We start from the raw sequence: 23,684 nt of genomic DNA, 5'->3' as shown, positions 1-23,684 counted from the left end.
AAAGGATTTGAGTGCATATGCCTATTTTTTTATTGAAAAAAGTAGGCGCTGAGAGACCACGAATCTGGACGGTCACTCTAGCGCCCCAAAATAAATGATAGAACCTGAAAAAAGCTGAGGAAATGACCTTCATTTCCTCAGCTTTTTAGGTAATAAAAAAGGAGCCTAACGCTCCTTTCGACCATCCAAATAAAAGATGGTCGGGACGACAGGATTCGAACCTGCGGCCTCCTAGTCCCGAACCAGGCGCGCTGCCAAACTGCGCTACGTCCCGAACAATCAACTTCTTGAGTATAATCGAAATTTATTCTTTTGTCAATTCTTTTTTTCCAAATCTTGGATGGACTGTCAGATCGATTTCAAAAGCCCGCTGCCAAGGAAACGCACTTTCAAAGGAAAGGTCCTGAAGATAATAGGCGTCATGCTGATCCTGATAAAAGGGTTCCCGGCGCAGCGCCCAAACAAGGAGGGTGTTATAAAAAAAAAGTTCCCTTCCCAGATAATCTTGGGCGCCTGCGAGACTTTTATCCGAAACAGGGACGTCGGGGGATCCGTTCAGGCCTGCAAGGACCGCCATGTGGGGTCGTATGACTTTCTGGTAGGCCCAGTCATCCAGGAAACGGGCCGCATTGAAAGTAAGATTCTGGGCATAAAGACTGGGAAGCATGTTTTGTGGCAAGTCATGGGCCCGCATGGAAACAATATTACCCTGGGCAACGGCTGTACCAATGGCATTGGATGCCGTATTCCATCCTGAATAGGCAAGAAGGCGGCCGATGGGGACCCCTTCCTTGATGAGGGTAGGGAGCAGGCACTCACCGCCGGCAAAATGCATGGATAGATCAACGAGGGCCACGGGTTTTTCCTTCATGAGCGCGTCTACCCGGCGGGCTATGGGACGATAATTTTCCGTGCGGTCCAGGCCGCAGTGGATCAGGAGATAATAGTCGGCTGCTTCGTCACGGTCTGTTTTAACGGCACCGGAAAGGGCAATCTTTTCTTCGGCAATTTCCTGCAAGGTCAATGGAACAAAGGGCAGGGTATACCCTTTCACGGCATCTGATCCATAAAGGACCTTGACGCGCGGCTGGTGTCCGCTTTTCTGAAGATAAATGCGGCTTGCAGCAAGGGCGCCCAGTTCATCCGCACCCTGACTTGTCATGATGGGCGGGTGAACGTCGTAATTTTTCACATAGCTTTCAATATTGAGCCGATTGTAATTGGGCAGTCCAAACGGATGGGCATCATCCTGTCCAATCACAAGGTCCGTGACAGGATGCTTGGTGGAAAAGTCGATGAGCATCTGGTTGAATGTGTCATTGTCCCGATAGAGTGTCATATATTTCCATTTGAGATCCATGGGGATTTCTTTCTTGACACGTTCATAAAGGGCTTCATCATAGGGCAGGCCGCGGATCTTTTTATCCATATTGACGGCCCAGGTCATAAGATGCCATTGGTACCATCGGTCGGGAAGGACCTGGTCACTGATGAGCAGGCGGGGAATGACCGTAAAAAGGGAATATTCCTTTTGGGGATTCTTCTCCATGAGCGCTTCCAGACGATCGAAAAATTGAGCCGATGATGCGGCATCGGCGGGGACAAGGCGGGAATGGAGGAGTCCGCCAAATAAGAGCAGGTCCGTGGATAGGAGTGCTCCTGTGCGCCCAGGAAGGTCCTTTTCAACATACTCCCAGACCTGAGGAATACGGGCCGGCACTTCATACCAGTCCATCAGCTCATGGGGCGGCGCCGCAAAGTGGATGCCTGAAAGGGCACCTAATTCTTCCGTGAAGCGGCGGCACGGGGGCCGGTCATCAAGGGGAACAAAGGTCCAAGATTCAGCCGCGGGTATCGGTGCCGGAGAAAAGGGCACTCCTTTTGGGGCCAAGGTGTGGTACAATACACATACTGCCGCTGCGGCGGCCCCACATAGGTAAAGGGGTCCTTTCTTCATGGCTGAGCTCCTTTCTTTTGGCAATCAGATGAGTTTGCTATTTATTATATACGATGGGAGGCAATTTGTGTATGCGAATCATTACGGGACGGGCCCGAGGTATGAAACTGCTTCCACCCAAGGATTATGCCGTACGGCCTACGAGTGACCGTGTCAAGGAAGCACTCTTTAACATTATCAAGGACCGTATTGCCGGCGCTGTGGTTCTGGATGCCTTTGGCGGCACGGGAAATCTAGCGCTGGAAGCGTGGAGCAGGGGGGCAAAGAAGGTCGTCCTGTTTGATAAGAACCGCGAAAGCCTGCGGCTCATCCGCTTTAATGTAGAAAAGGCAAAGGCCGGGGCTGATGCCATTATCCGTCATACCGATGCCATCAAGGGCATTGCCGACGCCAAGGGAAAAGGGGAAAGCTATGATCTTGTTTTTTCCGATCCCCCATATGATAAAGGCCTCAATAAAGCCCTGTACGAGGCGCTCTGTCAGCACGGCATCCTCCGTGACGGCGGTCTTTTGGTCCTTGAACATTCCCTCCTTGAAGATCCACGGGATTATGTGAAGGAAGGGACAGAAATCCGGACTGAAAAATATGGCGATACGAAAATCTCGCTAATTGAGTGGAAATCTCTATAGGGATTTGATATAATGATGATTAGAATTCGACTGTTATGGAGGACTTTTCATGCGCAGAGCAGTCTGTCCAGGAAGTTTTGATCCTGTGACATTGGGACACTTGGATATTTTTGAACGAGCAAGCCATATGTTTGACGAAGTCGTAATCAGTGTTTTCGTCAATCCCACAAAGGACAAGGCCCTTTTTCCCATGGAGGAACGAGTTGCCCTCATCGAAAAAGCGACGGATCACCTTCCCAATGTCAGGGTGACAAGTTTTTCGGGACTTCTCAATGAGTTCTGCAGGAAAGAAGAAGCCGCGTTCATTGTCCGGGGCCTTCGGGCGTTTTCCGATTTTGAATATGAATTCCAGCGGGCGCTTTTGATGAAGAAAATCGATCACAGCATTGAGACGGTCTTCATCATGACGGATGAAAGATATTCTTGCCTCAGTTCTTCCGGTGTCCGGGAGATGCTGTATTTCGGCGGCGATATCACGGGGTTTGTTCCCCCTTCGATCAAGGATGATATCATGAAGCGCGCACGAGTGGCGCGGTGAAAAAAGAAAAGGAAGGAACGGATAACTATGGAACTGGATAATATCTTAGATGAATTGGATGATGTGCTGTCTTCTGCGGCATCGATTCCTGTTTTTAACTACAAACTTGTAAAAGCAAGTGATGTGGATATGATCCTTGAAAAACTGCGCGGGGCTGTACCTCTTGAAATCAAACGGGCCCATGATCTTTTAGAAGAGCAAAAGGATATCAAGGAAAAGGCCCACGCGGAAGCTGACCAGATTATCGAACAGGCCCGAGCCGAAGCCGACCGGATTGTCGACCTTGCCAAAGCTGAAGCAGACCGGCTTGTCCGTCAGGAAGAAGTCGTGAAAGCGGCAGAAGACAAGGCCAACAGCATCATTGCAACGACCCAGCAGTATGACCGCGATATGCGTGCTGCAGCAGATGCCTATGCGGATAAGCTCCACAGCGAATCCATGCAGTATGCCATGGATGTCTTCAACTATCTGGAAGATAACCTCAACAAAACCTTGACTGCAGTCCGTGATAATGGTCAGGCCCTGCGCTCATCCTATGAGTCAGACAACCAGATCGAATCGGGCGACCGGAAATAAACAAACAAGCAAAAGGAACCACTGCGTTAGCAGTGGTTCCTTTTTGTTTGCTGACAAATAAGGATGTCCCCATGATTATAAATGTGCTTATACCTGCACATCAATATGACCCACTCATGCTGAATGAGGCTGTCCAGGCCTTATTCTGCCGTAAAGAGCCATCATGCACAATACAGATCCTGTTTATCGATCGCTGTATGAAGCTGGGTCGCTGCTCATTGAAGCAATGATTGGCAACAGTCAGAATGCCAATCGTTCTGCACTATGTACCGGTGACAGCCTTTTTCCGCCGTCCCTTTGGACGAGATCCAGGAAGATTTTTAGAGGCACGAGGGGACCGGGTCAAAGGGATTATTCGTGTTAACGGAGATGCCTTTGCCTTGCCTATTAGGAAACGTAAAGCCATAGGAGAACTGATTGCTGCCATTTTTCGCCAGATTTTAATAAAGCGCTGCCCTTCAGAAGGCCCATGAGCAGCATTTGCAGTTAAAATACCTCGGCTATTGCTGTAGTATCAATTTGATGCTGGGAGCAGGCGGCAGGAAAAGGGAAATGGAAAGTGCCGGGGCGAACGCTCTTTTGATGAACCTGATCCAGACGCGGCTGATCGTTGTCTCACCCCTTCATGCCAATCGGAAAAGTGCCTTGGAGTGGCTTGTCCAAGCTGGGCGGTTTGTCGAAAGCACCCTTGGAGAACAGGTGGAAGAAGAGATGGCTTTTTTGAAAGCGCTGTATCTTCGTGACGCAGAATTTTTGGGCCTTCATATGTCAAATGTGCTTCCCATAAACGGGCCGCTTCCCCGCGATAAAAAGGCGCTGGTACGCGTACTTGAAGGGCGTTATGCTGCTTTTTGCGGAAACCCTGAAAGCGTCTCATCCGGAACGGGGACGGAAAGGACGCATCCTTTTGCGACCGTTTCCTGACAGCCTGCAAATCATCACTGTAACAAAGGGCGGAACCCTTGTGCCACGGTGATGATCTGTTAAAAAGGAACCCGTCAGTCTTTGATGGGAGGCTTTTTATAATCACCGCCTTTAACGGTCCCTGTTGCGGCAAGTTCCCAGAGTGACGTGGCCGCAAGGTCAAGACTGAGTTTCCGCCTTGCTTCTTCGTCAAGGTGCCGTGGGGTATCTTTATTGACGAGCGAGAAAACTGGGCGCGTCGCCGTTTTCTTCATCAAATGGAGAAGCTCCCTGCCCCGCTTGGAAAAAGCAAGGATGCGCAGATAAGGAGCCTCGTCACTAAGCCCTGTGAAGGCCCTTATTTCACCGGCACAAAGCAGCTGGAGCAAGAGCCGCCGGATACGGGAACGGGAATAGCGTCTGCCGCTGCAGGCTGCCGCGATGGCGTCAAAGGAACCTTTTCCGCGGGCTTTTATCAGAGCTCTTTCAAGGCCTTCCGTGACTTCAATACGGCGGGAAAGATGCTCCGTATCGACACTTTCAAGGGCGTAAGCCGTCAATAGATCAAGGCGCTGCTTGTGGAAAAGGGGAGAGGGGAGGGCTGCCAGATGGGCCTGTTCCTCTTTATCCTTGATGCCCATGGCTGCAAAAAAAATCGCTTCAGGTCCTTGCTTCTCGAGGAAATGACGCAGGGCAGCCGCGCTGGGCGCTTTTTCCGTAAGGCGGCCTTCTTCATTATAGGGAGTTCCTTTTCGCAGGATGGGAAGGAGCGTAGCCGAAGGAAAGACCGTCCTTGCCATTTTTGCATAGCTAAGGGCCAGAAGGTTGTTGGAGCCCTTAAAAAAAGAGGCGTAAGCGGGGTCTTTTTTCGTGTAGGCTAGGGCCATGCTTTCCGCATAGGAAGTTCCTGCTTTCAAGGCCTTTTCAAAAGTTTCGATGTCCGGGATTTCAGCAGCTAGACGGGTTAACTTGGCTCTATCCGGGTTTTCCATGCCAAAACAGATATGGGTGACAAGGCCCGTGTGGCGCATGACCGAAAGGGCCCCTGCGGCAAAATGATCAGCTGAGCGCAGAACGCTTACGGCTGGAATTTCCAGGACCAGGTCGACCCCGTTCCGCAGGGCAAGACGGGCCCGTTCCCATTTATCCCATAGGGCCAGTTCCCCGCGCTGGGTGACGGCGCCGCTCATGACGGCAATGATAGGAACGTCTCCCAAGGTCTCGCGGATGACGTTGATCTGGTGGGCGTGACCCTTGTGAAAAGGGTTGTATTCCGCTGTTATGGCGGCAACCGGTTGTGATTCCATAAAATTCCTTCCTCAAATCGTTTTACAAGATGTCAATTCTTTGATATATTATTATAGTGCTGATTCAATCAGAAAAGAAACTGGTTTTTTGACCAGCAACAATCAGGAGGCTAGGGAATGAAGATTTTTGTTGTAAACTGTGGCAGTTCTTCCATTAAGTATCAGCTGATCAACATGGAAGACGAATCCGTCATCGCCAAAGGCCTGGTAGAACGTATCGGTATCGATGGTTCTGTCCTGACCCACACGCCGGCAGGCAAGGATAAGGTTCGCATGGAAAGCGAAATCCCAGATCACGTAGATGGGATTAAAAAAGTTCTTGCTGCCCTTGTTGACCCCAACCATGGTGTCATCAAATCCATGGATGAAATTGATGCCGTTGGTCACCGTGTTGTCCATGGCGGCGAAGTGTTCAGTGAATCCGTTCTCATTACGGAAGAAAACCTGAAGCAGATCGAAGCCCTGAGTGACATGGCTCCGCTTCATCAGCCGCCTAATGTTGCTGGTATCCGCGCTTGCCAGAAACTGATGCCAAACACCCCGCAAGTGGCTGTCTTTGATACGGCTTTCCATCAGACCATGCCTCCTGTGGCCTTCATGTACGGCGTCAAATATGAAGAATACAAAAAGTATGGAATCCGTAAATACGGCTTCCATGGTACGAGCCATCGCTATGTAGCTGCCTGTGCCGCTGAGCTTCTCGGCAAGAAACCGGAAGAGGCTAAAATCATCACTTGCCATTTGGGCAATGGGTCTTCCATCACGGCTGTCGACGGCGGCAAATCCGTGGATACATCCATGGGCTTCACGCCGCTTGACGGGGTTCTCATGGGCACCCGCTGCGGCTCCATCGATCCGGCAATCGTTCCGATCCTGATGCAGAAAAAAGGCCTGGACAATGCAGCGATGGACAAATACATGAACAAAGAATGCGGCGTTCTTGGCATCTCCGGCATTTCCAGCGACTTCCGTGACCTCGAAGACGCAGCCAATAAAGGGGACGAAAAAGCACAGCTTGCCCTTGACATGTTCTGCTATCAAGTCAAACGCTACATTGGTGCCTATGCTGCTGCCATGGGCGGCGTTGATGCCATTGTTTTCACGGCTGGTGTCGGCGAAAACGATATTGGAACCCGCGCCAAAGTCTGCAAAGGTCTTGAATTCCTTGGAGTTGAACTTGACGCTGAACGCAACAACGTTCGCGGCAAAGTTACGGAAATCAGCAAGGCTGACAGCAAAGTCAAAGTCTTCCTGATCCCGACGAACGAAGAGCTTGTTATCGCCCGCGATACGAATCGCCTTTGCGGTAAATAAGGAATTCCCTCCTTTGTATTGACAAAGAAAGGGGACACCGTTATAATAAAGCGGTTGATACTATTATGATAAAGATCAATGTAGCAGAAATCAAAAAGCAGCTTATAGGTTCGGCATCCTATCATTATGAACTGGATCCGGATGCCCTTGACCTCACGGAAGACGATGTTTCCCTTGAGGGTCAGGTGGTGGCGGACTTCACGCTCCATAATGGGGGTGAGATGATTCTTCTTGATGGAAAGCTCCACTTTTCTGTCAAAGGGGAATGCGGACGTTGCCTCAAACCGTTGGTGCAGCCCCTTGTTTCCACTTTGGAAGAGCGGTACTATCCGGAAGGAACGGAGAATCTTCCCGATGATGCCTTCACTTATAAGTTTGATGTGGTTGATGTTACGGATGCTTTGAGGGAGTCCCTTCTGCTGACTGTTCCTGCACGTATGCTGTGCAAACCGGACTGCAAGGGAATCTGTCCGGTCTGTGGAGCTGATAGGAACGTGGCACCGTGCAATTGTGACACAAGAACCATCGATCCTCGATTACAGGCTCTCGAGGCATTGTTAGAGAAATAGGTTGAGTTTAGGAGGTGTTTCGTAATGGCAGTACCAAAGAGAAAAATGTCTAAAGCTCGTCGCGATTCCCGTCGCGCTAATTGGAAACTGACTGCTCCTGGCTTGGTTGAATGTCCGCAATGCCATGAGCAGATGCGTCCTCACCACGTATGCCCTGAATGCGGTTACTACGATGGTAAGGAAGTCGTCAAGACCGAAGAGGAATAAGACATCATGAAAAAAGGCCATCGCTTTTGGGCGGTGGCCTTTTTGCTGTTCCATCCTGATTTGGAAGCGTGAGAAAAGGTCAGGCTCTTTTTGGCCGTCCTTTGCATGGAAAGCGGTTGTCCTTCGTCCCCTTGCCCGGTGCATCTTCATTTGAAAGGAGACCGCGACTTTGGTGACAATCAAATTTCCGGGCAGGCTTTCCCCGTTTTGACCGCACTTTCCAAAAAGGAAATGTCACCATTCTTTCACCTTTTATACGCCCTTTTTACTTGCTTTTTAGGCCCGTTGTCCTTATAATGAGTGTAGCTGTTATGACTAGGTACTAAAAGTAGGTGTAAAGTAGGTGATGGAATGGGCTCAGCGCAAAGTAAAAAGGTGCGTCAGCAGCGCCTCGAAGCTGCTCTTATCAAGAATCCCTTCCTGACTGATGCCCACCTGGCGGAACAGTTTGAGGTCAGTATCCAGACCATTCGGCTCGATCGGCTGGCCCTTGGAATCCCAGAACTTCGGGAGCGGACGCGCCATATGGCGGAAAATGCCCAGAAGAAGCTTCAGGCGATTACCAGTGAAGACATCGTGGGTGAACTCATCGACCTTGAAATTGGGGTGAGCGGCATCTCCATGATGACCGTCAATAAGGAAATGGTCCTGCAGAAAACCGGCGTCTGCCGGGGGCAATACATGTTTGCCCAGGCCAATTCCCTGGCTTTGGCCGTTATTGACGCGCCGGCAGCCCTGACGGGCGTGGCCAATGTGAAATACAAGATTCCTGTGCTCAGCGGTGCCGTCCTTGTAGCGCGTGCCGAAGTTGTGAGAAAGCAGGAAGACAAATATACCATCTGGGTCAAGATCAGAAATAATCGGAAAGAGGTCTTTCGGGCTAAATTTTTGATTGTTTCCTTACCTGAAGAGAGGAACTAGGAAAATGAAAATCGCAGTTGATGTCATGGGGACCGATTACGGTCCTGCCGAAATCATCAAGGGCGTCCTTCAGGCTGTCAAGGAATATGGCTGCGATGCCGTCCTTGTCGGTGACGAAGCCGTCATCAAGGAAGAACTTCGCAGGGAACACGAGGAAAACAATCCCCATGTGACCATCCATCATGCCAGTCAGGTCATTGAAATGAAGGACCACCCTGGCATCAGCGTCAAAAAGAAGCGGGATGCTTCCATCGTTGTTGCAACCGATCTTTTGCGTCAAAAAGAATGCGATGCCCTCGTTTCTTCGGGAAGTACAGGAGCTGCCGTCGCTTCTGCCCTGTTCGGTTTGGGCCGCATCAAGGGCATCGAACGGCCGGCCATTGCAACGGTTATTCCAAGTCTCACAGGGGCAACTGTCCTTTTGGATTCGGGAGCCAAGGTGGACGCAAAACCGGAGCAGCTTGTCCAAAGTGCCATCATGGGATCGGTTTACGCTGAATCCCAGCTTGGTATCAAGAATCCTCGGGTCGGTCTCCTCAATATTGGGGAAGAAGAGACCAAGGGAAATGAGCAGTGCCTGGCAACGTATCCACTTCTTAAGGCCGATCCCCATATCCATTTCATCGGGAATGTGGAAGGCCGGGATATCAATAAAGGAACTGTCGATGTTGTTGTCTGTGACGGTTTTACGGGAAATGTTGTCTTAAAGACCATGGAAGGGCTTGGCTCTGCTGTCTTGGAAATCATTCGTTCCGCGGTTAAAGACAGCAGCTTTCTATCCAAGCTTGGGGCCCTTCTTATGAAACCTGCCCTGACGGAAGTGAAGCGGAAAATGGATGCCTCCGAATATGGCGGTGCCCTGCTTCTTGGCGTGCGCGCACCCTTTATCATCTGTCATGGCAGTTCCAAAGCAAAAGCCATCAAGAATGCCGTGAGGGTGGCCATTGAACTGACGGAAAAAGATATCGTCGGAAAAATTGGCAGGGAAATCCTCCGGGACGAAGAAAGTGGGGAATTATAACTTATGTCAGGAATCAGTGTTGGTTTTTTGGGGATGGGTTCCTATGTCCCTGAAAAAATCATGACAAACTATGACCTGGAAAAATTGGTTGATACAAGCAATGAATGGATTGTGGAACGCACAGGTATCCGCCAGCGCCATATTGCCGCTCCGGAACAGGCAACCAGTGATCTTGCCTTCATCGCTGCCCAGCGTGCGCTGGACGATGCCAAACTGAAAGCGGAAGACCTGGACCTTATCGTGGTTGCTTCTGAGTCACCGGATATGAAGTTCCCGTCTGTGGCCTGCATGCTGCAGGACCGGTTGGGGGCCAGCCATGCTGCAGCCTTTGACTTGGGCGCAGGGTGCACGGGGTTTGCCTATGCCTGCGGGATTGTCAGTCAGACCATTGCTTCCGGTCTTTATAAGCATGTGCTTGTTGTGGGGGCGGAAACTCTTTCTCGGATCCTTGACTTTACGGACCGCAATACGTGCATCCTTTTTGGTGACGGTGCCGGAGCGGCTGTCCTGGGTCCGGTAGAGGACGGTTATGGCATTCTTTCCGTAGACTTGGGGGCTGACGGCTCCGGCGGAAAATACCTGAACATGCCCGCCGGCGGCTCGCGCCATCCCGCAAGTCACGAAACGGTGGATAACCATGAACATTTCATTCATATGAATGGGAAAGAAGTCTTTAAATTCGCTGTTCGTGTCCTTGGCCGCAGTGTTATGAAAGCCCTGGACAAGATTGGCATGACGAAAAACGATATCGATCTCCTGGTGCCGCATCAGGCCAATGTGCGGATCATTGATTCCGCGGCCAAACGGCTTGCCCTTCCGCTTGCTAAAGTCATGGTCAACGTTGACCAGTATGCCAATACATCCGCCGCGTCCATTCCAATTGCCCTGTGTGATGCCCGTGACCAAGGCCGCTTGAAACGGGATGAGATTGTTGTCCTTGTTGGCTTTGGGGCAGGACTCACGTATGGATCCCTTGTCATCAAATGGCAGAAAACAGAGGAGGCCAAAAAATGAGTAAGATTGCGTTCATGTTCCCTGGTCAAGGTTCCCAGAAAGTAGGAATGATGAAGGACCTTTATGACAATTACAGTGTCGTAAAGGACGTTTTCAAAGAAGCTGACGAAGCCCTTGGCTTTTCCATGACGGACCTTTGCTTCAAAGGCCCGGAAGAACAGCTCCGCCTGACCTATAATACACAGCCTGCAATTTTGACGTGCAGTGTCGCTGCGATGAAGGTCCTGGAAGAAAATGAAATCGTTCCTTCCGTTGCAGCAGGCCATTCCCTGGGTGAATATTCCGCCCTTGTCTGTGCCGGTGCCATGAGCTTTGCCGATGCGGTCCGCACGGTCCGCAAGAGAGGCCAGTTCATGCAGGAAGCCGTCCCTGTTGGGGAAGGTGCCATGGCTGCCATCATTGGCCTTGATACGAATAAAATCAAGGAAATCTGCGCAGAAACGGCAAAAATGACGAATCAGTGTGTCCAAGCAGTCAACTTCAACTGCCCTGGCCAGATCGTCATCGCCGGCGCGACGGAAGCTGTCCATAAAGCTTGCGACAGCTTGAAGGAAGCCGGTGCCAAACGCGCCATTCTCCTGCCTGTCAGTGCCCCTTTCCACAGCTCGCTCATGCAGCCTGCAGCTGACCGTCTGAAGGAAGTCCTTGACAGCATCGAGATTGTGGATGCCAAGATTCCTGTAGTGGCAAACGTCAATGCCAAGCCGGAAACAAAGGCGGATGAAATCCGCACCCAGCTCGTCCAGCAGGCCGCAAGCCCTGTTTTATGGGAAGATTCGGTCCGCTATATGATGAATGATGGCGTCGATACCTTTGTGGAAGTCGGTCCTGGCAAAGTCCTATGTGGCTTCATCAAGAAAGTGGACCGTTCCTATGGGCCGCTCAATGTGGAAGACATGGATTCTTTGGAAAAATCGCTTGCTTATTTAAAGGAGGTTCGATAAAATGACGTTATTCGGCAAGGTAGCGCTTGTTACAGGCGGTTCCCGCGGCATTGGTCGTGCCATTGTCCTGACCCTGGCAAAAGCAGGGGCTGACGTGGCCATCAATTATGCCGGCAACACAGCCGCCGCTGCAGAAACTGCAGAAGCCGTCAAGGCACTGGGCCGCAAGGCCATTCTCCTTAAAGGAGATGTCGCCGATACCGCTGTCTGCGAAGATATGGTCAAGCAGACAGTCGCCGAGTTGGGACGCCTCGATATCCTCGTCAACAACGCCGGAATCACCCGTGATGGGCTTCTGATGCGCATGAAAGAAGAGGATTGGGATGCCGTCCTTACAACGAACCTCAAGAGCATGTATAATTGCTCCAAAGCCGTTATGCGCACCATGATGAAGCAAAAGGCAGGCCGGATCATCAATATGGCCTCCGTGGTGGGCGAGACGGGCAATGCTGGTCAGGCCAACTATGCCGCTGCCAAAGCGGGCGTCATTGGTTTTACCAAGGCCCTTGCCAAGGAAGTGAGTTCCCGCGGCATTACGGCAAACGCCATTGCACCGGGCTTTATTGCTACGGACATGACGAAAGTCCTCGGCGAGACCGTTCAGGAGGAAATGCTCAAGACCATTCCCCTGGGACGACCTGGGGACCCGCAAGATGTTGCCAATGCAGTCTTATTCTTCGCCAGCGAAGAAGCTGCTTATATAACCGGCCAAGTTTTAAATGTGGACGGTGGCATGGTAATGTAGTATGATTGTATGAAGAAGGGGAAGGAGGTGAAAGGTATGAGCGAACAGAGCACTTTCGAAAAAGTAAAGGCAATCACCGTTGACCAGTTGAGCGTTGCTCCGGAAGACGTAAAGATGGACTCTACTTTCATCGATGACTTGGGAGCTGACTCTCTCGACATTGTTGAGCTGATCATGGCATTTGAAGAGGAATTCAACACGGAAATCCCCGATGATGTTGCTGAAAAGATCCGCACCGTAAGAGATGCAGTAGAACTCCTGGATAAAGCTGACAAATAATCGGATATCCATCCAATCGGAAGGTCCCTTTTGGGACTTTCCGAGCTTTATCCTATTTTTTATTGATTTGATTTCCATGATCCTGAAATGGGGGATTTTAGTTGAAATTGCCAGAACTGAAGATTGGTGAAAAAGTTGCCACTGTGCCGATTGTGCAGGGTGGTATGGCGATCCGTCTTTCAACGGCCCGCCTGGCAGCTTCAGTAGCCAATGAAGGCGGTGTGGGCCTCATTGCTGCTTCCGGCCTGCCGTTTGATGAACTGCGCAAAGAAATCCGCCTTGCCCGGAAACTTTCCAATGGCAAGGGTATGATTGGCATCAATGCCATGGTAGCCGCTCGTGAATTCAAGGGGCTCATTACTACGGCAGCACAGGAAAAAGTCGATTTAATTGTTGCCGGCGCCGGCTTTTCCCGAGATATGTTTTCTGTCGGCAAGGAATATGGGGTTCCCATTGTTCCAATTGTTTCCTATGCCAAACTTGCGAAAATTGCTGAACGCTTGGGCGCTTCCGCTATTGTTGTGGAAGGAACGGAGGCCGGTGGCCATCTGGGGACCCAACGTTCGATTAAAGATATTTTGCCGGAAATCCTTTCGGTTGTTAAGATCCCGGTCATTGCGGCCGGCGGCGCCATCACGGGCAGTGATGTAGCCGATCTCCTTCATATGGGTGCCAGTGGTGTCCAGATGGGGAGCCGTTTTGCTGCGAGCGAGGAATCCAATGGAGCGCCTCAGCTCAAGGAATTTTACTTGAAGATGACCAAAGATGATGTGGTCCAGATTGACAGCCCTGTGGGCTTCAAGGGCCGCGCCGTCCTCAGTCCGTTTTCCAAGGCCGCCTTGGAAGGGCATCCGCCGAAGCCACTTACTTGTGACAGCTGCCTCAAGCACTGTTCTCGAAGCTTCTGCATCATCAAGGCCCTGACACGGGCCCAACAGGGAGATCTTGAAACGGGTCTCGTCTTTACGGGTGCCAATATGTGGAAAATCAAGGAAATATTACCTGTTCATGAAATTTTCAGGAGACTGAAAGAAGAATTAAGCAAATCTTACTAAGAGGTGATCCCTTTGAAACGAAGAGTCGTCGTAACAGGCGTCAGTGCCATTACCCCGATTGGTATCGGTAAAGACGAATTTTGGAAGAATCTGACGGCAGGCAAAAGCGGTATCGGCCGCATTACCCTGTTTGATCCGTCCCGTCTGAACTGTCAGATTGCTGGGGAAGTCAAGGACTTTGATTTCGGTCAGTATGGGGATAAGAAAGAAGCTAAGCGCATGGACCGCGTGACCCAGTTTGCCGTGGCCTGCGGCAACATGGCATTTGCCGATTCAGGGCTTAAGCTCGAGGAAGAAAATCCCAAGCGCATCGGTGTCTGCGTGGGGTCCGGTATCGGCGGTATGCAGACCTTTGTCGATGTGGCCATGAAGTATGCTGAAAAGGGCCCAAGCCGCATCAGTCCCTTCTTCATCCCGATGGAAATCCCCAATATGCCGGCTGCCCAGATTGCCATTGCCCTCGGTCTTAAAGGACCGAACACGGCCATCGTTACGGCTTGCGCAACGGGAACCAACTGCATTGGTGATGCCCTGCGCACCATTCAATATGGTGATGCCGATGTTATGCTTGCCGGGGGCAGTGAAGCCGCCATTACTGAAATGGCGATTGCTGGCTTTGACAACATGAAGGCCTTGTCCCGCAATAACGAGGAACCGGAAAAAGCCTCCTGCCCCTTTGATAAAAAAAGAAGCGGTTTTGTCATGGGAGAAGGCGCAGGTGTCGTCGTCCTTGAAGAACTGGAACACGCCAAGAAACGCGGTGCCCATATCTATGCGGAAGTCATCGGCTATGGCTACAACAGTGATGCGTATCACATCACAGCTCCGGATCCGAGCGGAGAAATGCCGGCAGAATGCATGCTTGATGCCATTTCTGACGGTGGGATCACGCCGGACGATGTCAGCTATGTCAATGCCCATGGGACGTCGACCCATCGCAACGACCTTAATGAAACGCTGGCTTGCAAGAAGATTTTCGGTGACCGTGCCAAACAGGTTCCCATCAGTTCCAATAAATCCATGACGGGTCATCTGCTTGGGGCTGCCGGCGGTATGGAAGCTGTTGCTTCCGTGCTCACTATTGAGACCGGCATCATTCCTCCGACCATCAACTACGAAGATCCAGATACGGAGGACGGAATGGACCTTGACTACGTCCCTGGCGTTGCCCGCAAGGCAGATGTGGACGTTGTCCTTTCCAATAACTTCGGCTTTGGCGGCCACAATGCCTGTGTCGCCTTCCGGAAATACAAGGACTGACCTTACATGCGCAAGGAACGTAAAGAGGCCTTGGAAAGCTTCCTTGCCCGTTTGGGTGTCACGATGCAGGACCTATCCCTCATGGATACGGCCCTGACCCATTCTTCCTATGCCTATGAGTGCAAGGAAAACGTGGTTCCGGAGTTTAACCAGCGCCTCGAGTTTTTGGGTGATTCCGTCCTCAGCCTTGTTGTCAGTACCCATCTCTACCGTGCCTATCCAGAGATGGATGAAGGGGCGCTTTCCAAGTTCAGGGCTTTTCTCGTTTGCGAAGAAACCTTGGCTGAACTGTCCCAGGGCCTTGCCATTGGGGACTATCTCCTCCTTGGCCGAGGGGAAGTCCATATGGGCGGCCGTTACAATCCTTCCATCCTGGCAGATGCCTTTGAATCCGTTATGGGAGCCTACTACCTTGATGCAGGTTATGAAAAAGTAAAGGCTCTCCTTACGAGGGTCCTCATTGACAGGATTCCGGAACTGACAGCTGATGGGATTGATCGGGACTATAAGACCCGTTTCCAGGAACTCATCCAGGCACAAGGGCAGACGGATATCCGTTATGAAGAAGCGGGCTTTGAAGGCCCACCCCATAATCGGACCTTCTTCATGAAGGTCATCGTAGGGGAAAAGACTTACGGGACCGGTTCAGGCAGGACGAAAAAGCTTGCTGAACAGCGGGCTGCCCGTGAGGCACTGCGCTTAGTAAAGAAAAAGCAGGGGTGACCCTGTAAAAAACCTGTCACAAGGAGACAAATCCTTATGACGGGTTTTTCTTGTATGAGGAGAGGTCATGATCATTCCCCTTTTTGTTTCCTTTAAAGGCTGTCCCCATCGTTGTCTTTTCTGCAATCAGCGAATCATCAACGGCAATGCCTATCATGGTGTGGAAGATGCCAAAAATCAGCTCAGGACCCTTGCCGGTTGGGTCAGAAAGGATCCAAGCAATGAGCTTGCTTTTTATGGCGGATCCTTTACGGCCCTGCCGCTGGCGGAACAGGAGGCCCTGCTGGAACTTGTCATGAATTATCGTAAGGCCGGCTATTTTACGGACCTGCGTCTTTCTACCCGGCCCGATGCCATAAGTCCAGCCAATCTGAGCCTATTAAGTGCCTATGGTGTCCGTACGGTTGAACTGGGCGTCCAGTCCCTTGACGAAGCAACGTTGGCGCTTCTTGAGCGGGGGCATGACGCGCGCTGCGTCTATGAGGCTACGAAACAGCTTCACGCAGCAGGCTTTGCCGTCATCCATCAGCTCATGGTGAATCTGCCTGGGGAAACGGATGAAACCCTGAAAACGACTCTCCGCGGTGTTACGGCCATGCATCCAGAAGGGTGCCGCATCTATCCGCTCCTTGTGATTGAAGGAACCAAACTTGCCGATCTGTACCGTAAGGGATGCTTTACGCCCCTTGACCTAGGTGAAACGGTCCGCCGCTGCGCCTATCTATATGAAGGACTCACAGCAGCAGGCATTCCCGTCATCAGGATGGGGCTTCAGCCAGATGAGGATCTCAGGGCGCCGGGAAGGATCCTTGCCGGGCCGTTTCACCCTTCTTTTGGAGAACTCGTCCATTCTTATCTCTGGCAAAAAAAGATTGACGCCCTTATTGCAGAGCAGGGAAGTGGGAATTATAATATGGTTGTTACGGTGCCGGATCGTCTTTCTTCCATTGTACGGGGTCAGCATCGTTCCAATATTCGGCACTGGGAAGCTTCCGGGAGGATCAAGGTTCAAGTGGAAGCCGGGTGCCAATTCGAGGTGACCTTCCATGACCGAAAAATGGTATGAAAATGATTCACTCCGTAAGGAGTGCAGCGCGACGGTCCTGTCTACAGAGGACATGGGGGACCATTTTGAAATCATCCTTGATGGAACTGTAATCTTTCCCGAAGGAGGCGGGCAGCTTTCTGACCGGGGGTGGATTGATGATGTTCCCGTCTATTACGCTGCTGAATCAGGGGATGACGTGCGCCATTTTACCCATAAGGCCTTGCCGGTGGGTAAAAAAGTGACGGTCCACCTTGATTGGGACGTCAGGCTTGACCGCATGCAGCAGCACTGCGGGGAGCATATGCTGAGCTATGCTTTTTGGAAGGCTTGCGGCGCCAATAATGTAGGGTTTCATATGAATGAAGAGAGCGTTTTCATTGACCTTGATAAGGAAGTGGACGAAAAAATTGTCCAACAGGCGGAACTGGCAGCCAATGCTGCGGTTTGGGAAAATCATCCCATCACCCTTCACTATGTTCCTCACACGGAACTTGGTCAGTACGGTCTTCGTAAGAAAAACGATAAGCTGCGGGGCATCGTCCGTCTCGTCGATATCAAAGAGGGCGATACCTGTACCTGCTGCGGCACCCATCCGCCGTTTACGGGCATGGTGGGCCTTATCAAGGTTATTCGCTTCAGCCGTTATAAAGGGGGAAGCCGCATAGAATTTCTCTGCGGCAAGCGGGCCGTGGAGGCCGTCCATGAACGCAGCCGCATCCTGGAAGAAACAAGCAATTTCCTTTCCGTCAAAAGTGAAGAAGTCCTGCCCGCCGTGGAAAAACTCCATCAGGAAGTCCTTGATCTCAAGGCTTGCCTGCGGGAAAAGACACAGTCCCTTTTCCAGGCTGAGCTGCCAGCCCTTTTGGCAAAGGCACCTCTTCTTGCGTCAGGGACACGGTTTGTCTTCGTCCTGACCGAAGGAACCCCAAGGGACGGGAAGAGTCTCATGAAACTGCTGACAGAAAAGGAAAAGACCTTGGCTGCCCTCATCCTTAAAAATGGCGATAAGGTCACGTACCAATTTGCCGCTACCAAAGGGGCAGAAGAGCGTTGCCGTGACTTATGTGCCTTGGCAGGAACCGTCTTTCACGGCCGGGGCGGCGGCAGTCCAACCTCGAGCCAAGGTGGTGGCACAATAGGATCCGATTGGAAGGCGCAGGGGAAGGCCCTTGAAAAGGCCATGCTGGAAGCCCTGTCAGACAAGTAACAAAGGGCTTGCTTAATCAGACCCTGGTATGCTATAATGCTATCCGGTGTGCACAGCACCCCTAACAACACACGCAGCGTTTGACGTACCTGTCCTTTTTAGGAGATCCGGAAAATAGCTGCGGAGGAAAAAACAGGAGGAAACAAAAATGGCTATTGTATCGATGAAACAACTTCTTGAAGCAGGCGTACACTTCGGTCATCAGACCCGCCGCTGGAACCCTAAGATGGCTCCTTACATCTTCACGGAACGCAACGGGATCTACATCATTGACCTGCAGAAAACCGTCAAGAAAGTGGAAGAATGCTACAACTTCCTGCGTGAACTGGCTGCCCAGGGCGGCAAGGTTCTCTTCGTTGGAACGAAGAAACAGGCCCAGAGCGCAATCAAGGAAGAATCTACCCGTGCTGGCATGTTCTATGTCAACGAAAGATGGCTCGGTGGTATGCTGACCAACTTCAAGACCATCCAAACGCGTATCAAACGGCTCCATGAACTGGAAAAAATGGAAGAAGACGGCACCTTTGCCCTGCTTCCTAAGAAAGAAGTCATTGTGCTTCGTCATGAAATGGCGAAACTCGAAAAATATCTCGGCGGTATCAAGGAAATGAAGAAACTTCCGGATGCCATCTTCGTCATCGACCCCCGCAAGGAACACAACACCATCCTGGAAGCCCGCAAGCTCCATATCCCTGTTGTTGCCACGGTTGACACCAACTGCGATCCGGATGAAGTGGATTACCTGATGCCGGCCAACGACGACGCTATCCGTGCCGTCAGACTGCTCACCAGCAAAATGGCTGATGCAATCCTCGAAGGCAAGGCCAGTGCTGTCGACGAAGAAGCTGCCGAAGCAAAAGCAGAAGACGCTGCTGAATAATCATCGGCATTTGCAACATCACTTGAGGAGGAAAAACACATGGCAATTACTGCAAGTCAAGTCAAGGAACTGCGTGAACGCACCGGTGCTGGCATGATGGACTGCAAAAAGGCCCTGACTGCTACTGACGGCGATATGGATAAAGCCATCGACTACCTGAGAGAAAAAGGCTTGTCCAAGGCGGCTAAGAAAGCCAGCCGTGTTGCTGCTGAAGGTCTTGTCGATATCTATTTGGACGAAGCAAATAAAGTGGCTGCCCTCGTGGAAGTCAACTGCGAAACTGACTTTGTCGCCAACACCGATGATTACAAGAACCTTGTTCATTCCATTACCAAACATGTTGCCCTGACGAAACCGGCTGATATGCAGGCCCTGCTCGATTCCACTTTCACTGGTTCTGACAAGAAAGTCAGTGAAATCGTGACGGAAGCCATCGCCAAGATTGGCGAAAAAGTTGACATCCGCCGTTTCTCCGTCTATGAATATGGCAGCCATACCCTGGGTCATTATATCCATGGCGCAGGCAAAATTGGCGTTCTCGTCGAACTCGAAGGCGGTGATGAAGAACTGGCTAAACATGTTGCCATGCACATTGCTGCTGCCAACCCTGGCTACATGGATCGCACGGTTGTGCCGGCTGACGTTCTGGATCATGAAAAAGAAGTCCTTGCTGAACAGGCTCGCAACGAAGGCAAACCGGAAAAGATCATCGAAAAGATGGTCATGGGCCGCATCCAGAAATTCTATAAGGAAAACTGCTTGGTCGATCAGGAATTCGTCATGGATCCTGATAAGACCATCAGCGGTCTCCTGAAAGAAAAGAATGCCAAAGCCGTTCGCTTTGTCCGTTATCAGCTTGGTGAAGGCATTGAAAAGAAGCAGGAAGATTTTGCTTCTGAAGTTCAGAGCTTCATTAAATAAGAAATAAAGTAAGGAAAAGGAGGAGGCTGTACCGAAAATTGCGCCATGCGTTTTTTGGGCAGCTTCCTTTTTTGCGGCCTGAAACGGTGGAAGAGGCAGGGTCCGTGACAAATTTGGATTCTGTCTTGCATGTACCCTTATTTTTTCATATAATGAATGGAAGTGGATAAAGGGGGAAGAGGCCCCCTTTTGCTGAGAAGGAGCCCGCATCCATCCTTTGGGTTGGGATGCCTTCTTGCTTCTTCCAAATGATAGATGACTCATGGGAGGAATGTAAGCCGATGTCAGCAAAACGAAAATTCAAACGCGTCATTCTTAAACTCAGTGGAGAAGCCTTAGCGGGAGAAAAAGGCTATGGTATCGATCCTGTAACGGTAGACAGCATTGCCGGTCAGATTCAAGCCGTCCGTGAAAGCGGATTGGATGTCGCCATCGTCAACGGAGGCGGCAACATCTGGAGAGGCCTTTCAGGCAGTTCCAAGGGCATGGACCGCGCGACAGCTGACTATATGGGAATGCTTGCAACGGTGATCAATTCCCTGGCGCTTCAGGATGCCTTGGAAAACCGCGGCGTGCCAACTCGGGTACAGACGGCCATTGAAATGCGTCAAATTGCTGAGCCCTACATTCGCCGCCGTGCAGTACGGCACCTTGAAAAGGGCCGTGTCGTGATTTTTGCGGCTGGTACGGGGAATCCTTATTTTTCTACGGACACAACGGCTGCTCTGCGCGCCGCTGAAATCGAAGCCGATGCCATCCTGATGGCTAAAAAGGGCGTCGATGGGGTCTATGACAGTGATCCGAAGAAGAACCCTGATGCTAAGAAGTTCGATCATCTTGAATACCTTGAAGTCATCCAAAAGAACCTGGGTGTCATGGATTCCACGGCAATCAGTCTCTGCATGGATAACGATATTCCTATTGTTGTATTTAATATTGACCGCCCGGGCAACATCACAAAGGTGGCCGCGGGAGAAGAAATTGGAACCGTAGTAGGAGGACTCTGATGGCTACGATTGAAGAACTGAAAGCGGACAGCGAAAGAAAGATGACAAGCGCCCTTAAGGCACTGCATACGGAACTTGCTGCCATCCGCACGGGAAGAGCAACACCGTCCCTGCTTGATCAAGTCAAGGTGGATTATTATGGAACGGCGACCCCTGTCAACCAGCTTGCCAATGTTTCTGTTCCGGAGCCCCGCATGATTGTAATCCAGCCTTGGGACAAGAACCTGATGAAAGAAATCGAAAAGGCAATCATGACGAGCGACCTTGGTCTGAACCCAAATAACGATGGGACCGTCATTCGTCTGAGCCTGCCTATCTTAACCGAAGAAAGACGTAAGGAACTGGTCAAGGTTGTTCATAAAAAAGGTGAAAGTGCCCGTGTTGCCGTTCGCAACATCCGTCGTGAATACAATGATGCTGTGAAGAAACTGCTGAAAAATAAGGAAATCACGGAAGATGATTCCAAGGACGCTACGGATGCTTCCCAAAAACTGACTGACCAGTATATGAAGCAGATTGATGACATCCTTGCGAAAAAGGAAAAGGAAGTCATGTCCATCTAATGGAATGCGAGATGATTATTCCTGACCTAGTTGCCCGTCCCCTTGCTGAGGCCCTCCTGATGGCCAAAGCGGCGGGACTTTCGGTGACCCTTGTGAAGGCAGAACCTGCCTTCCATCGTGACACGCTAGTCTGGCGTGATGATTTTGCTTACGTGTTGAAGCAGATCAATGCGCTTGACCATAAAGTAACATTGATTATTGGTTGTCAATTTGAAGGGAGGTGTACACATAATGGCACACAAGATTGATCAAGATGCATGCATCGGTTGTGGTTCCTGCGCTGGTACCTGCCCGGTAGGTGCTATCTCTGAAGACAATGGCAAGTACAAGGTTGATGGAGCTAGCTGCATCGACTGCGACGCTTGCACCGGCGCTTGCCCGGTTGGCGCTATCGCTGCTGAATAAGCAGGAGGCGCGTTGCGCAGCTTGCAATGATGCAGGCTGCGCAAATTTTTTTATAGGGGAACGCTTATGTTAACTCATCTTTTTCGCTCCGAACCGTCCGCTCCTTCGGCACAGACCCATCCTGCCCGTGAGGAACTGGACCTTAAAAAGATTCCCCGCCATGTTGCCATGATCATGGACGGCAATGGCCGCTGGGCCAAACGGCAGGGAAAACCGAGAACCTTTGGTCATACCTATGGGGCCAAAGCGTTGCGCGAAATTGTGCGCTATGCTGATTCCATCGGGATAGAAGCTCTCACAGCCTATGCGTTTTCCACGGAAAATTGGAAGCGTCCCGTGACGGAAGTCAGTTTCATCATGAAGCTCCTTGTTGAATATCTCACCAATGAGCTTGAAGAATTCAAGAAATTTCAAGTCCGTATGCGTTTTATTGGCTCCCGTAAGGAGCTGCCCGACCTCGTCCTTAAAAAGATGGAAGAAGCCGAGCGGGAAACAAAGGACAATCAAGGAATTCTCTTAACCATCGCAATCAATTACGGCGGGCAGGCAGAAATCCTTCACGCGGCAACAGAAATTGCCCGGCAGGTGAAGGCCGGTACGCTGCAGCCGGATGACATAACAAAGGCCCTTTTTGAGGACCATCTCTATACACGGGGCATCCCTGCGCCGGATCTTTTGATCCGGACGGGCGGTGACCTCAGGGTGAGCAATTTCCTGCTCTGGCAGATTGCTTATTCGGAACTGTGGACAACGGATGTCTGCTGGCCCGATTTTACGCCGGAACGATTCAAGGAAGCGCTCCTCAGCTACCAAAAACGAGACCGCCGCTTCGGCGGCCTGACAAAGAAGGCGTAACTCATGGGACAACGAATCCGTACGGCACTCATTGCCATTCCAATTGCTCTCCTTTTGATTAAACTGGGAGGCCTGCCTTTTTCATTGGGGACCTGGCTGCTTGCTGCTGTGGCATTCAAGGAATATCGGGATATGCTTCACGCGGCGGGCTATGACCTTTACGGAAAGGCTTCCTTTTTAGGCGTTATGCTCCTTATAGCATCGGCTGCCCTTGTTTTTTGGGATAAATCCCTGGCCCATGCACTCCTTGTGCCTATAACCATCCTTTTTTCCCTTCTGATCATGTTGGATGGCCTGTTTCATCATAGTGAGGGCCAGTTTCTTGAAAAAACGGCCTTGAGCACGCTTTCCCTGCTTTATATTGGGCTTCCTTTTGCCCATTTCATCTTTCTTCGTTCCCTGGGGGAAGCGCTCCTATGGACGGTGATGTTTGGAACCTGGGCCAGTGATACCTTTGCCTATTTTGGCGGCAGGCTGTGGGGAAAGACACCGCTGGCACCGACGGTCAGCCCCAAAAAGACTCGGGAAGGCGCCCTTTGCGGCTTTTTGGGAACCCTTGTCGTCATCTATCTCATGGGACACACCTATCTTGGTTATCCAAGCATCCATGTCCTCATCCTTGCGCTCTTGGTCGGTTTCTTTGCCCCCTTGGGCGATCTTGTGGAATCCATCTTGAAGCGCTGCTGTAAGATCAAAGATTCAGGCACCTTCTTTCCCGGTCATGGCGGCGTTCTTGACCGCTGTGACAGTTTGATTTTTTCCATTCCGATTGCTTATTACTTTATGGAGTTCTTTCTTTTTTGATGGAAGGATTCCTATCTATCGATAAGGAGACG

The 23,684-nt window shown here is 51.0% G+C and carries 29 protein-coding genes and 1 tRNA gene; 27 read left to right on the top strand and 3 right to left on the bottom strand.

From position 1 onward, the window contains the following. Window positions 1–197: 197 nt before the first annotated feature. Both QZQ08_RS05455 and QZQ08_RS05450 read right to left on the bottom strand, forming a co-directional pair. Window positions 198–274: transfer RNA gene (locus QZQ08_RS05455), tRNA-Pro, on the bottom strand. A 30-nt stretch (window positions 275–304) separates the two neighbouring features. Then, window positions 305–1,957, bottom strand: a complete 1,653-nt coding sequence (locus tag QZQ08_RS05450) for a DUF4127 family protein (protein WP_296329072.1) — start codon at window positions 1,955–1,957, stop codon at window positions 305–307. Between the two features lie 71 nt (window positions 1,958–2,028). On the opposite strand from QZQ08_RS05450, the gene rsmD reads away from it, so the two are divergent. The 5 genes from rsmD to QZQ08_RS05425 all read left to right on the top strand — a co-directional run bounded on the left by rsmD (window position 2,029) and on the right by QZQ08_RS05425 (window position 4,624). Beyond that, window positions 2,029–2,586 (top strand): 16S rRNA (guanine(966)-N(2))-methyltransferase RsmD, encoded by a 558-nt coding sequence (gene rsmD / locus QZQ08_RS05445; RefSeq protein WP_296329069.1) that lies wholly within the window; start codon window positions 2,029–2,031, stop codon window positions 2,584–2,586. A gap of 49 nt (window positions 2,587–2,635) precedes the next feature. Continuing rightward, window positions 2,636–3,124 carry a pantetheine-phosphate adenylyltransferase gene (gene coaD, locus QZQ08_RS05440; RefSeq protein WP_296329066.1) on the top strand — a complete coding sequence of 163 codons (489 nt, stop codon included), beginning with the start codon at window positions 2,636–2,638 and terminating at the stop codon, window positions 3,122–3,124. A gap of 27 nt (window positions 3,125–3,151) precedes the next feature. Next, window positions 3,152–3,700, top strand: coding sequence for a hypothetical protein (locus QZQ08_RS05435; protein WP_296329063.1), 549 nt, complete (start codon window positions 3,152–3,154; stop codon window positions 3,698–3,700). 230 nt (window positions 3,701–3,930) lie between these two features. Continuing rightward, the gene (locus QZQ08_RS05430; protein WP_296329060.1) at window positions 3,931–4,173 is read left to right on the top strand and encodes a hypothetical protein; all 243 of its coding nucleotides are present in this window, start codon (window positions 3,931–3,933) and stop codon (window positions 4,171–4,173) included. Between the two features lie 79 nt (window positions 4,174–4,252). Beyond that, entirely contained in the window at window positions 4,253–4,624 is a 372-nt protein-coding gene (locus QZQ08_RS05425; RefSeq protein ID WP_296329055.1) for a hypothetical protein, read from the top strand. Window positions 4,625–4,698: 74 nt separating this feature from the next. Here the strand turns inward: QZQ08_RS05425 and QZQ08_RS05420 are convergent, their stop codons facing one another. Beyond that, window positions 4,699–5,910: a nucleotidyltransferase family protein gene (locus QZQ08_RS05420; protein WP_296329052.1), complete on the bottom strand. Its 1,212-nt coding sequence runs from the start codon at window positions 5,908–5,910 to the stop codon at window positions 4,699–4,701. 117 nt (window positions 5,911–6,027) lie between these two features. On the opposite strand from QZQ08_RS05420, the gene QZQ08_RS05415 reads away from it, so the two are divergent. From QZQ08_RS05415 to QZQ08_RS05310, 22 genes are all read left to right on the top strand, one after another. Continuing rightward, window positions 6,028–7,224 carry an acetate/propionate family kinase gene (locus QZQ08_RS05415; RefSeq protein WP_296329049.1) on the top strand — a complete coding sequence of 399 codons (1,197 nt, stop codon included), beginning with the start codon at window positions 6,028–6,030 and terminating at the stop codon, window positions 7,222–7,224. Window positions 7,225–7,289: 65 nt separating this feature from the next. Continuing rightward, on the top strand, window positions 7,290–7,793 hold the full coding sequence (locus QZQ08_RS05410; protein WP_296329047.1) for a DUF177 domain-containing protein: 504 nt from the start codon (window positions 7,290–7,292) through the stop codon (window positions 7,791–7,793). A 24-nt stretch (window positions 7,794–7,817) separates the two neighbouring features. Further along, the gene (rpmF, locus tag QZQ08_RS05405; RefSeq protein ID WP_016459444.1) at window positions 7,818–8,000 is read left to right on the top strand and encodes a 50S ribosomal protein L32; all 183 of its coding nucleotides are present in this window, start codon (window positions 7,818–7,820) and stop codon (window positions 7,998–8,000) included. Between the two features lie 351 nt (window positions 8,001–8,351). Next, window positions 8,352–8,921 (top strand): transcription factor FapR, encoded by a 570-nt coding sequence (gene fapR, locus QZQ08_RS05400; RefSeq protein ID WP_296329042.1) that lies wholly within the window; start codon window positions 8,352–8,354, stop codon window positions 8,919–8,921. Window positions 8,922–8,925: 4 nt separating this feature from the next. Continuing rightward, window positions 8,926–9,942 carry a phosphate acyltransferase PlsX gene (gene plsX, locus QZQ08_RS05395; protein WP_296329038.1) on the top strand — a complete coding sequence of 339 codons (1,017 nt, stop codon included), beginning with the start codon at window positions 8,926–8,928 and terminating at the stop codon, window positions 9,940–9,942. 3 nt (window positions 9,943–9,945) lie between these two features. Then, the gene (locus QZQ08_RS05390) at window positions 9,946–10,956 is read left to right on the top strand and encodes a beta-ketoacyl-ACP synthase III (RefSeq protein WP_296329035.1); all 1,011 of its coding nucleotides are present in this window, start codon (window positions 9,946–9,948) and stop codon (window positions 10,954–10,956) included. Then, window positions 10,953–11,900 carry an ACP S-malonyltransferase gene (gene fabD, locus QZQ08_RS05385; protein WP_296329032.1) on the top strand — a complete coding sequence of 316 codons (948 nt, stop codon included), beginning with the start codon at window positions 10,953–10,955 and terminating at the stop codon, window positions 11,898–11,900. The genes QZQ08_RS05390 and fabD overlap by 4 nt, the downstream gene beginning before the upstream one ends. A 1-nt stretch (window position 11,901) precedes the next feature. Beyond that, window positions 11,902–12,645: a 3-oxoacyl-ACP reductase FabG gene (gene fabG, locus QZQ08_RS05380; RefSeq protein WP_296329029.1), complete on the top strand. Its 744-nt coding sequence runs from the start codon at window positions 11,902–11,904 to the stop codon at window positions 12,643–12,645. A gap of 36 nt (window positions 12,646–12,681) precedes the next feature. After that, window positions 12,682–12,924, top strand: coding sequence for an acyl carrier protein (locus QZQ08_RS05375; protein WP_016459446.1), 243 nt, complete (start codon window positions 12,682–12,684; stop codon window positions 12,922–12,924). Window positions 12,925–13,025: 101 nt separating this feature from the next. After that, window positions 13,026–13,979, top strand: a complete 954-nt coding sequence (locus QZQ08_RS05370; RefSeq protein WP_296329024.1) for a nitronate monooxygenase family protein — start codon at window positions 13,026–13,028, stop codon at window positions 13,977–13,979. Between the two features lie 12 nt (window positions 13,980–13,991). Beyond that, window positions 13,992–15,239 carry a beta-ketoacyl-ACP synthase II gene (gene fabF / locus QZQ08_RS05365; RefSeq protein ID WP_366140922.1) on the top strand — a complete coding sequence of 416 codons (1,248 nt, stop codon included), beginning with the start codon at window positions 13,992–13,994 and terminating at the stop codon, window positions 15,237–15,239. Window positions 15,240–15,245: 6 nt separating this feature from the next. Continuing rightward, window positions 15,246–15,962, top strand: coding sequence for a ribonuclease III (gene rnc, locus QZQ08_RS05360; protein ID WP_296329018.1), 717 nt, complete (start codon window positions 15,246–15,248; stop codon window positions 15,960–15,962). A 67-nt stretch (window positions 15,963–16,029) separates the two neighbouring features. After that, a complete protein-coding gene (locus QZQ08_RS05355) occupies window positions 16,030–17,028 on the top strand; it encodes an elongator complex protein 3 (protein WP_296329015.1) in 999 nt (332 codons plus the stop codon). Then, window positions 17,009–18,217, top strand: coding sequence for an alanyl-tRNA editing protein (locus QZQ08_RS05350; RefSeq protein WP_296329012.1), 1,209 nt, complete (start codon window positions 17,009–17,011; stop codon window positions 18,215–18,217). Before QZQ08_RS05355 ends, QZQ08_RS05350 begins: the two co-directional genes overlap by 20 nt. Before the next feature lie 148 nt (window positions 18,218–18,365). Beyond that, the gene (rpsB, locus tag QZQ08_RS05345) at window positions 18,366–19,097 is read left to right on the top strand and encodes a 30S ribosomal protein S2 (protein WP_009015755.1); all 732 of its coding nucleotides are present in this window, start codon (window positions 18,366–18,368) and stop codon (window positions 19,095–19,097) included. Between the two features lie 39 nt (window positions 19,098–19,136). Continuing rightward, window positions 19,137–20,018 (top strand): translation elongation factor Ts, encoded by an 882-nt coding sequence (gene tsf / locus QZQ08_RS05340; RefSeq protein WP_296329008.1) that lies wholly within the window; start codon window positions 19,137–19,139, stop codon window positions 20,016–20,018. Between the two features lie 281 nt (window positions 20,019–20,299). Continuing rightward, window positions 20,300–21,025: a UMP kinase gene (pyrH, locus tag QZQ08_RS05335; RefSeq protein WP_296329004.1), complete on the top strand. Its 726-nt coding sequence runs from the start codon at window positions 20,300–20,302 to the stop codon at window positions 21,023–21,025. Beyond that, on the top strand, window positions 21,025–21,588 hold the full coding sequence (gene frr / locus QZQ08_RS05330; protein ID WP_296329001.1) for a ribosome recycling factor: 564 nt from the start codon (window positions 21,025–21,027) through the stop codon (window positions 21,586–21,588). The genes pyrH and frr overlap by 1 nt, the downstream gene beginning before the upstream one ends. Further along, window positions 21,588–21,836, top strand: coding sequence for a hypothetical protein (locus QZQ08_RS05325; RefSeq protein WP_296328998.1), 249 nt, complete (start codon window positions 21,588–21,590; stop codon window positions 21,834–21,836). The genes frr and QZQ08_RS05325 overlap by 1 nt, the downstream gene beginning before the upstream one ends. Beyond that, complete coding sequence (locus tag QZQ08_RS05320; protein ID WP_296328996.1) at window positions 21,820–21,993, top strand: DUF362 domain-containing protein; 174 nt, start codon at window positions 21,820–21,822, stop codon at window positions 21,991–21,993. Before QZQ08_RS05325 ends, QZQ08_RS05320 begins: the two co-directional genes overlap by 17 nt. Window positions 21,994–22,059: 66 nt before the next feature. Beyond that, window positions 22,060–22,848, top strand: coding sequence for an isoprenyl transferase (locus QZQ08_RS05315; protein ID WP_296328993.1), 789 nt, complete (start codon window positions 22,060–22,062; stop codon window positions 22,846–22,848). A 3-nt stretch (window positions 22,849–22,851) separates the two neighbouring features. Beyond that, window positions 22,852–23,652 carry a phosphatidate cytidylyltransferase gene (locus QZQ08_RS05310; protein WP_296328991.1) on the top strand — a complete coding sequence of 267 codons (801 nt, stop codon included), beginning with the start codon at window positions 22,852–22,854 and terminating at the stop codon, window positions 23,650–23,652. Window positions 23,653–23,684: the final 32 nt, after the last annotated feature.

Origin of the sequence: uncultured Acidaminococcus sp. (assembly GCA_900538365.1) — a bacterium.
Classification (GTDB): domain Bacteria; phylum Bacillota; class Negativicutes; order Acidaminococcales; family Acidaminococcaceae; genus Acidaminococcus.
This window is presented reverse-complemented; position numbering and strand designations above follow the sequence as displayed.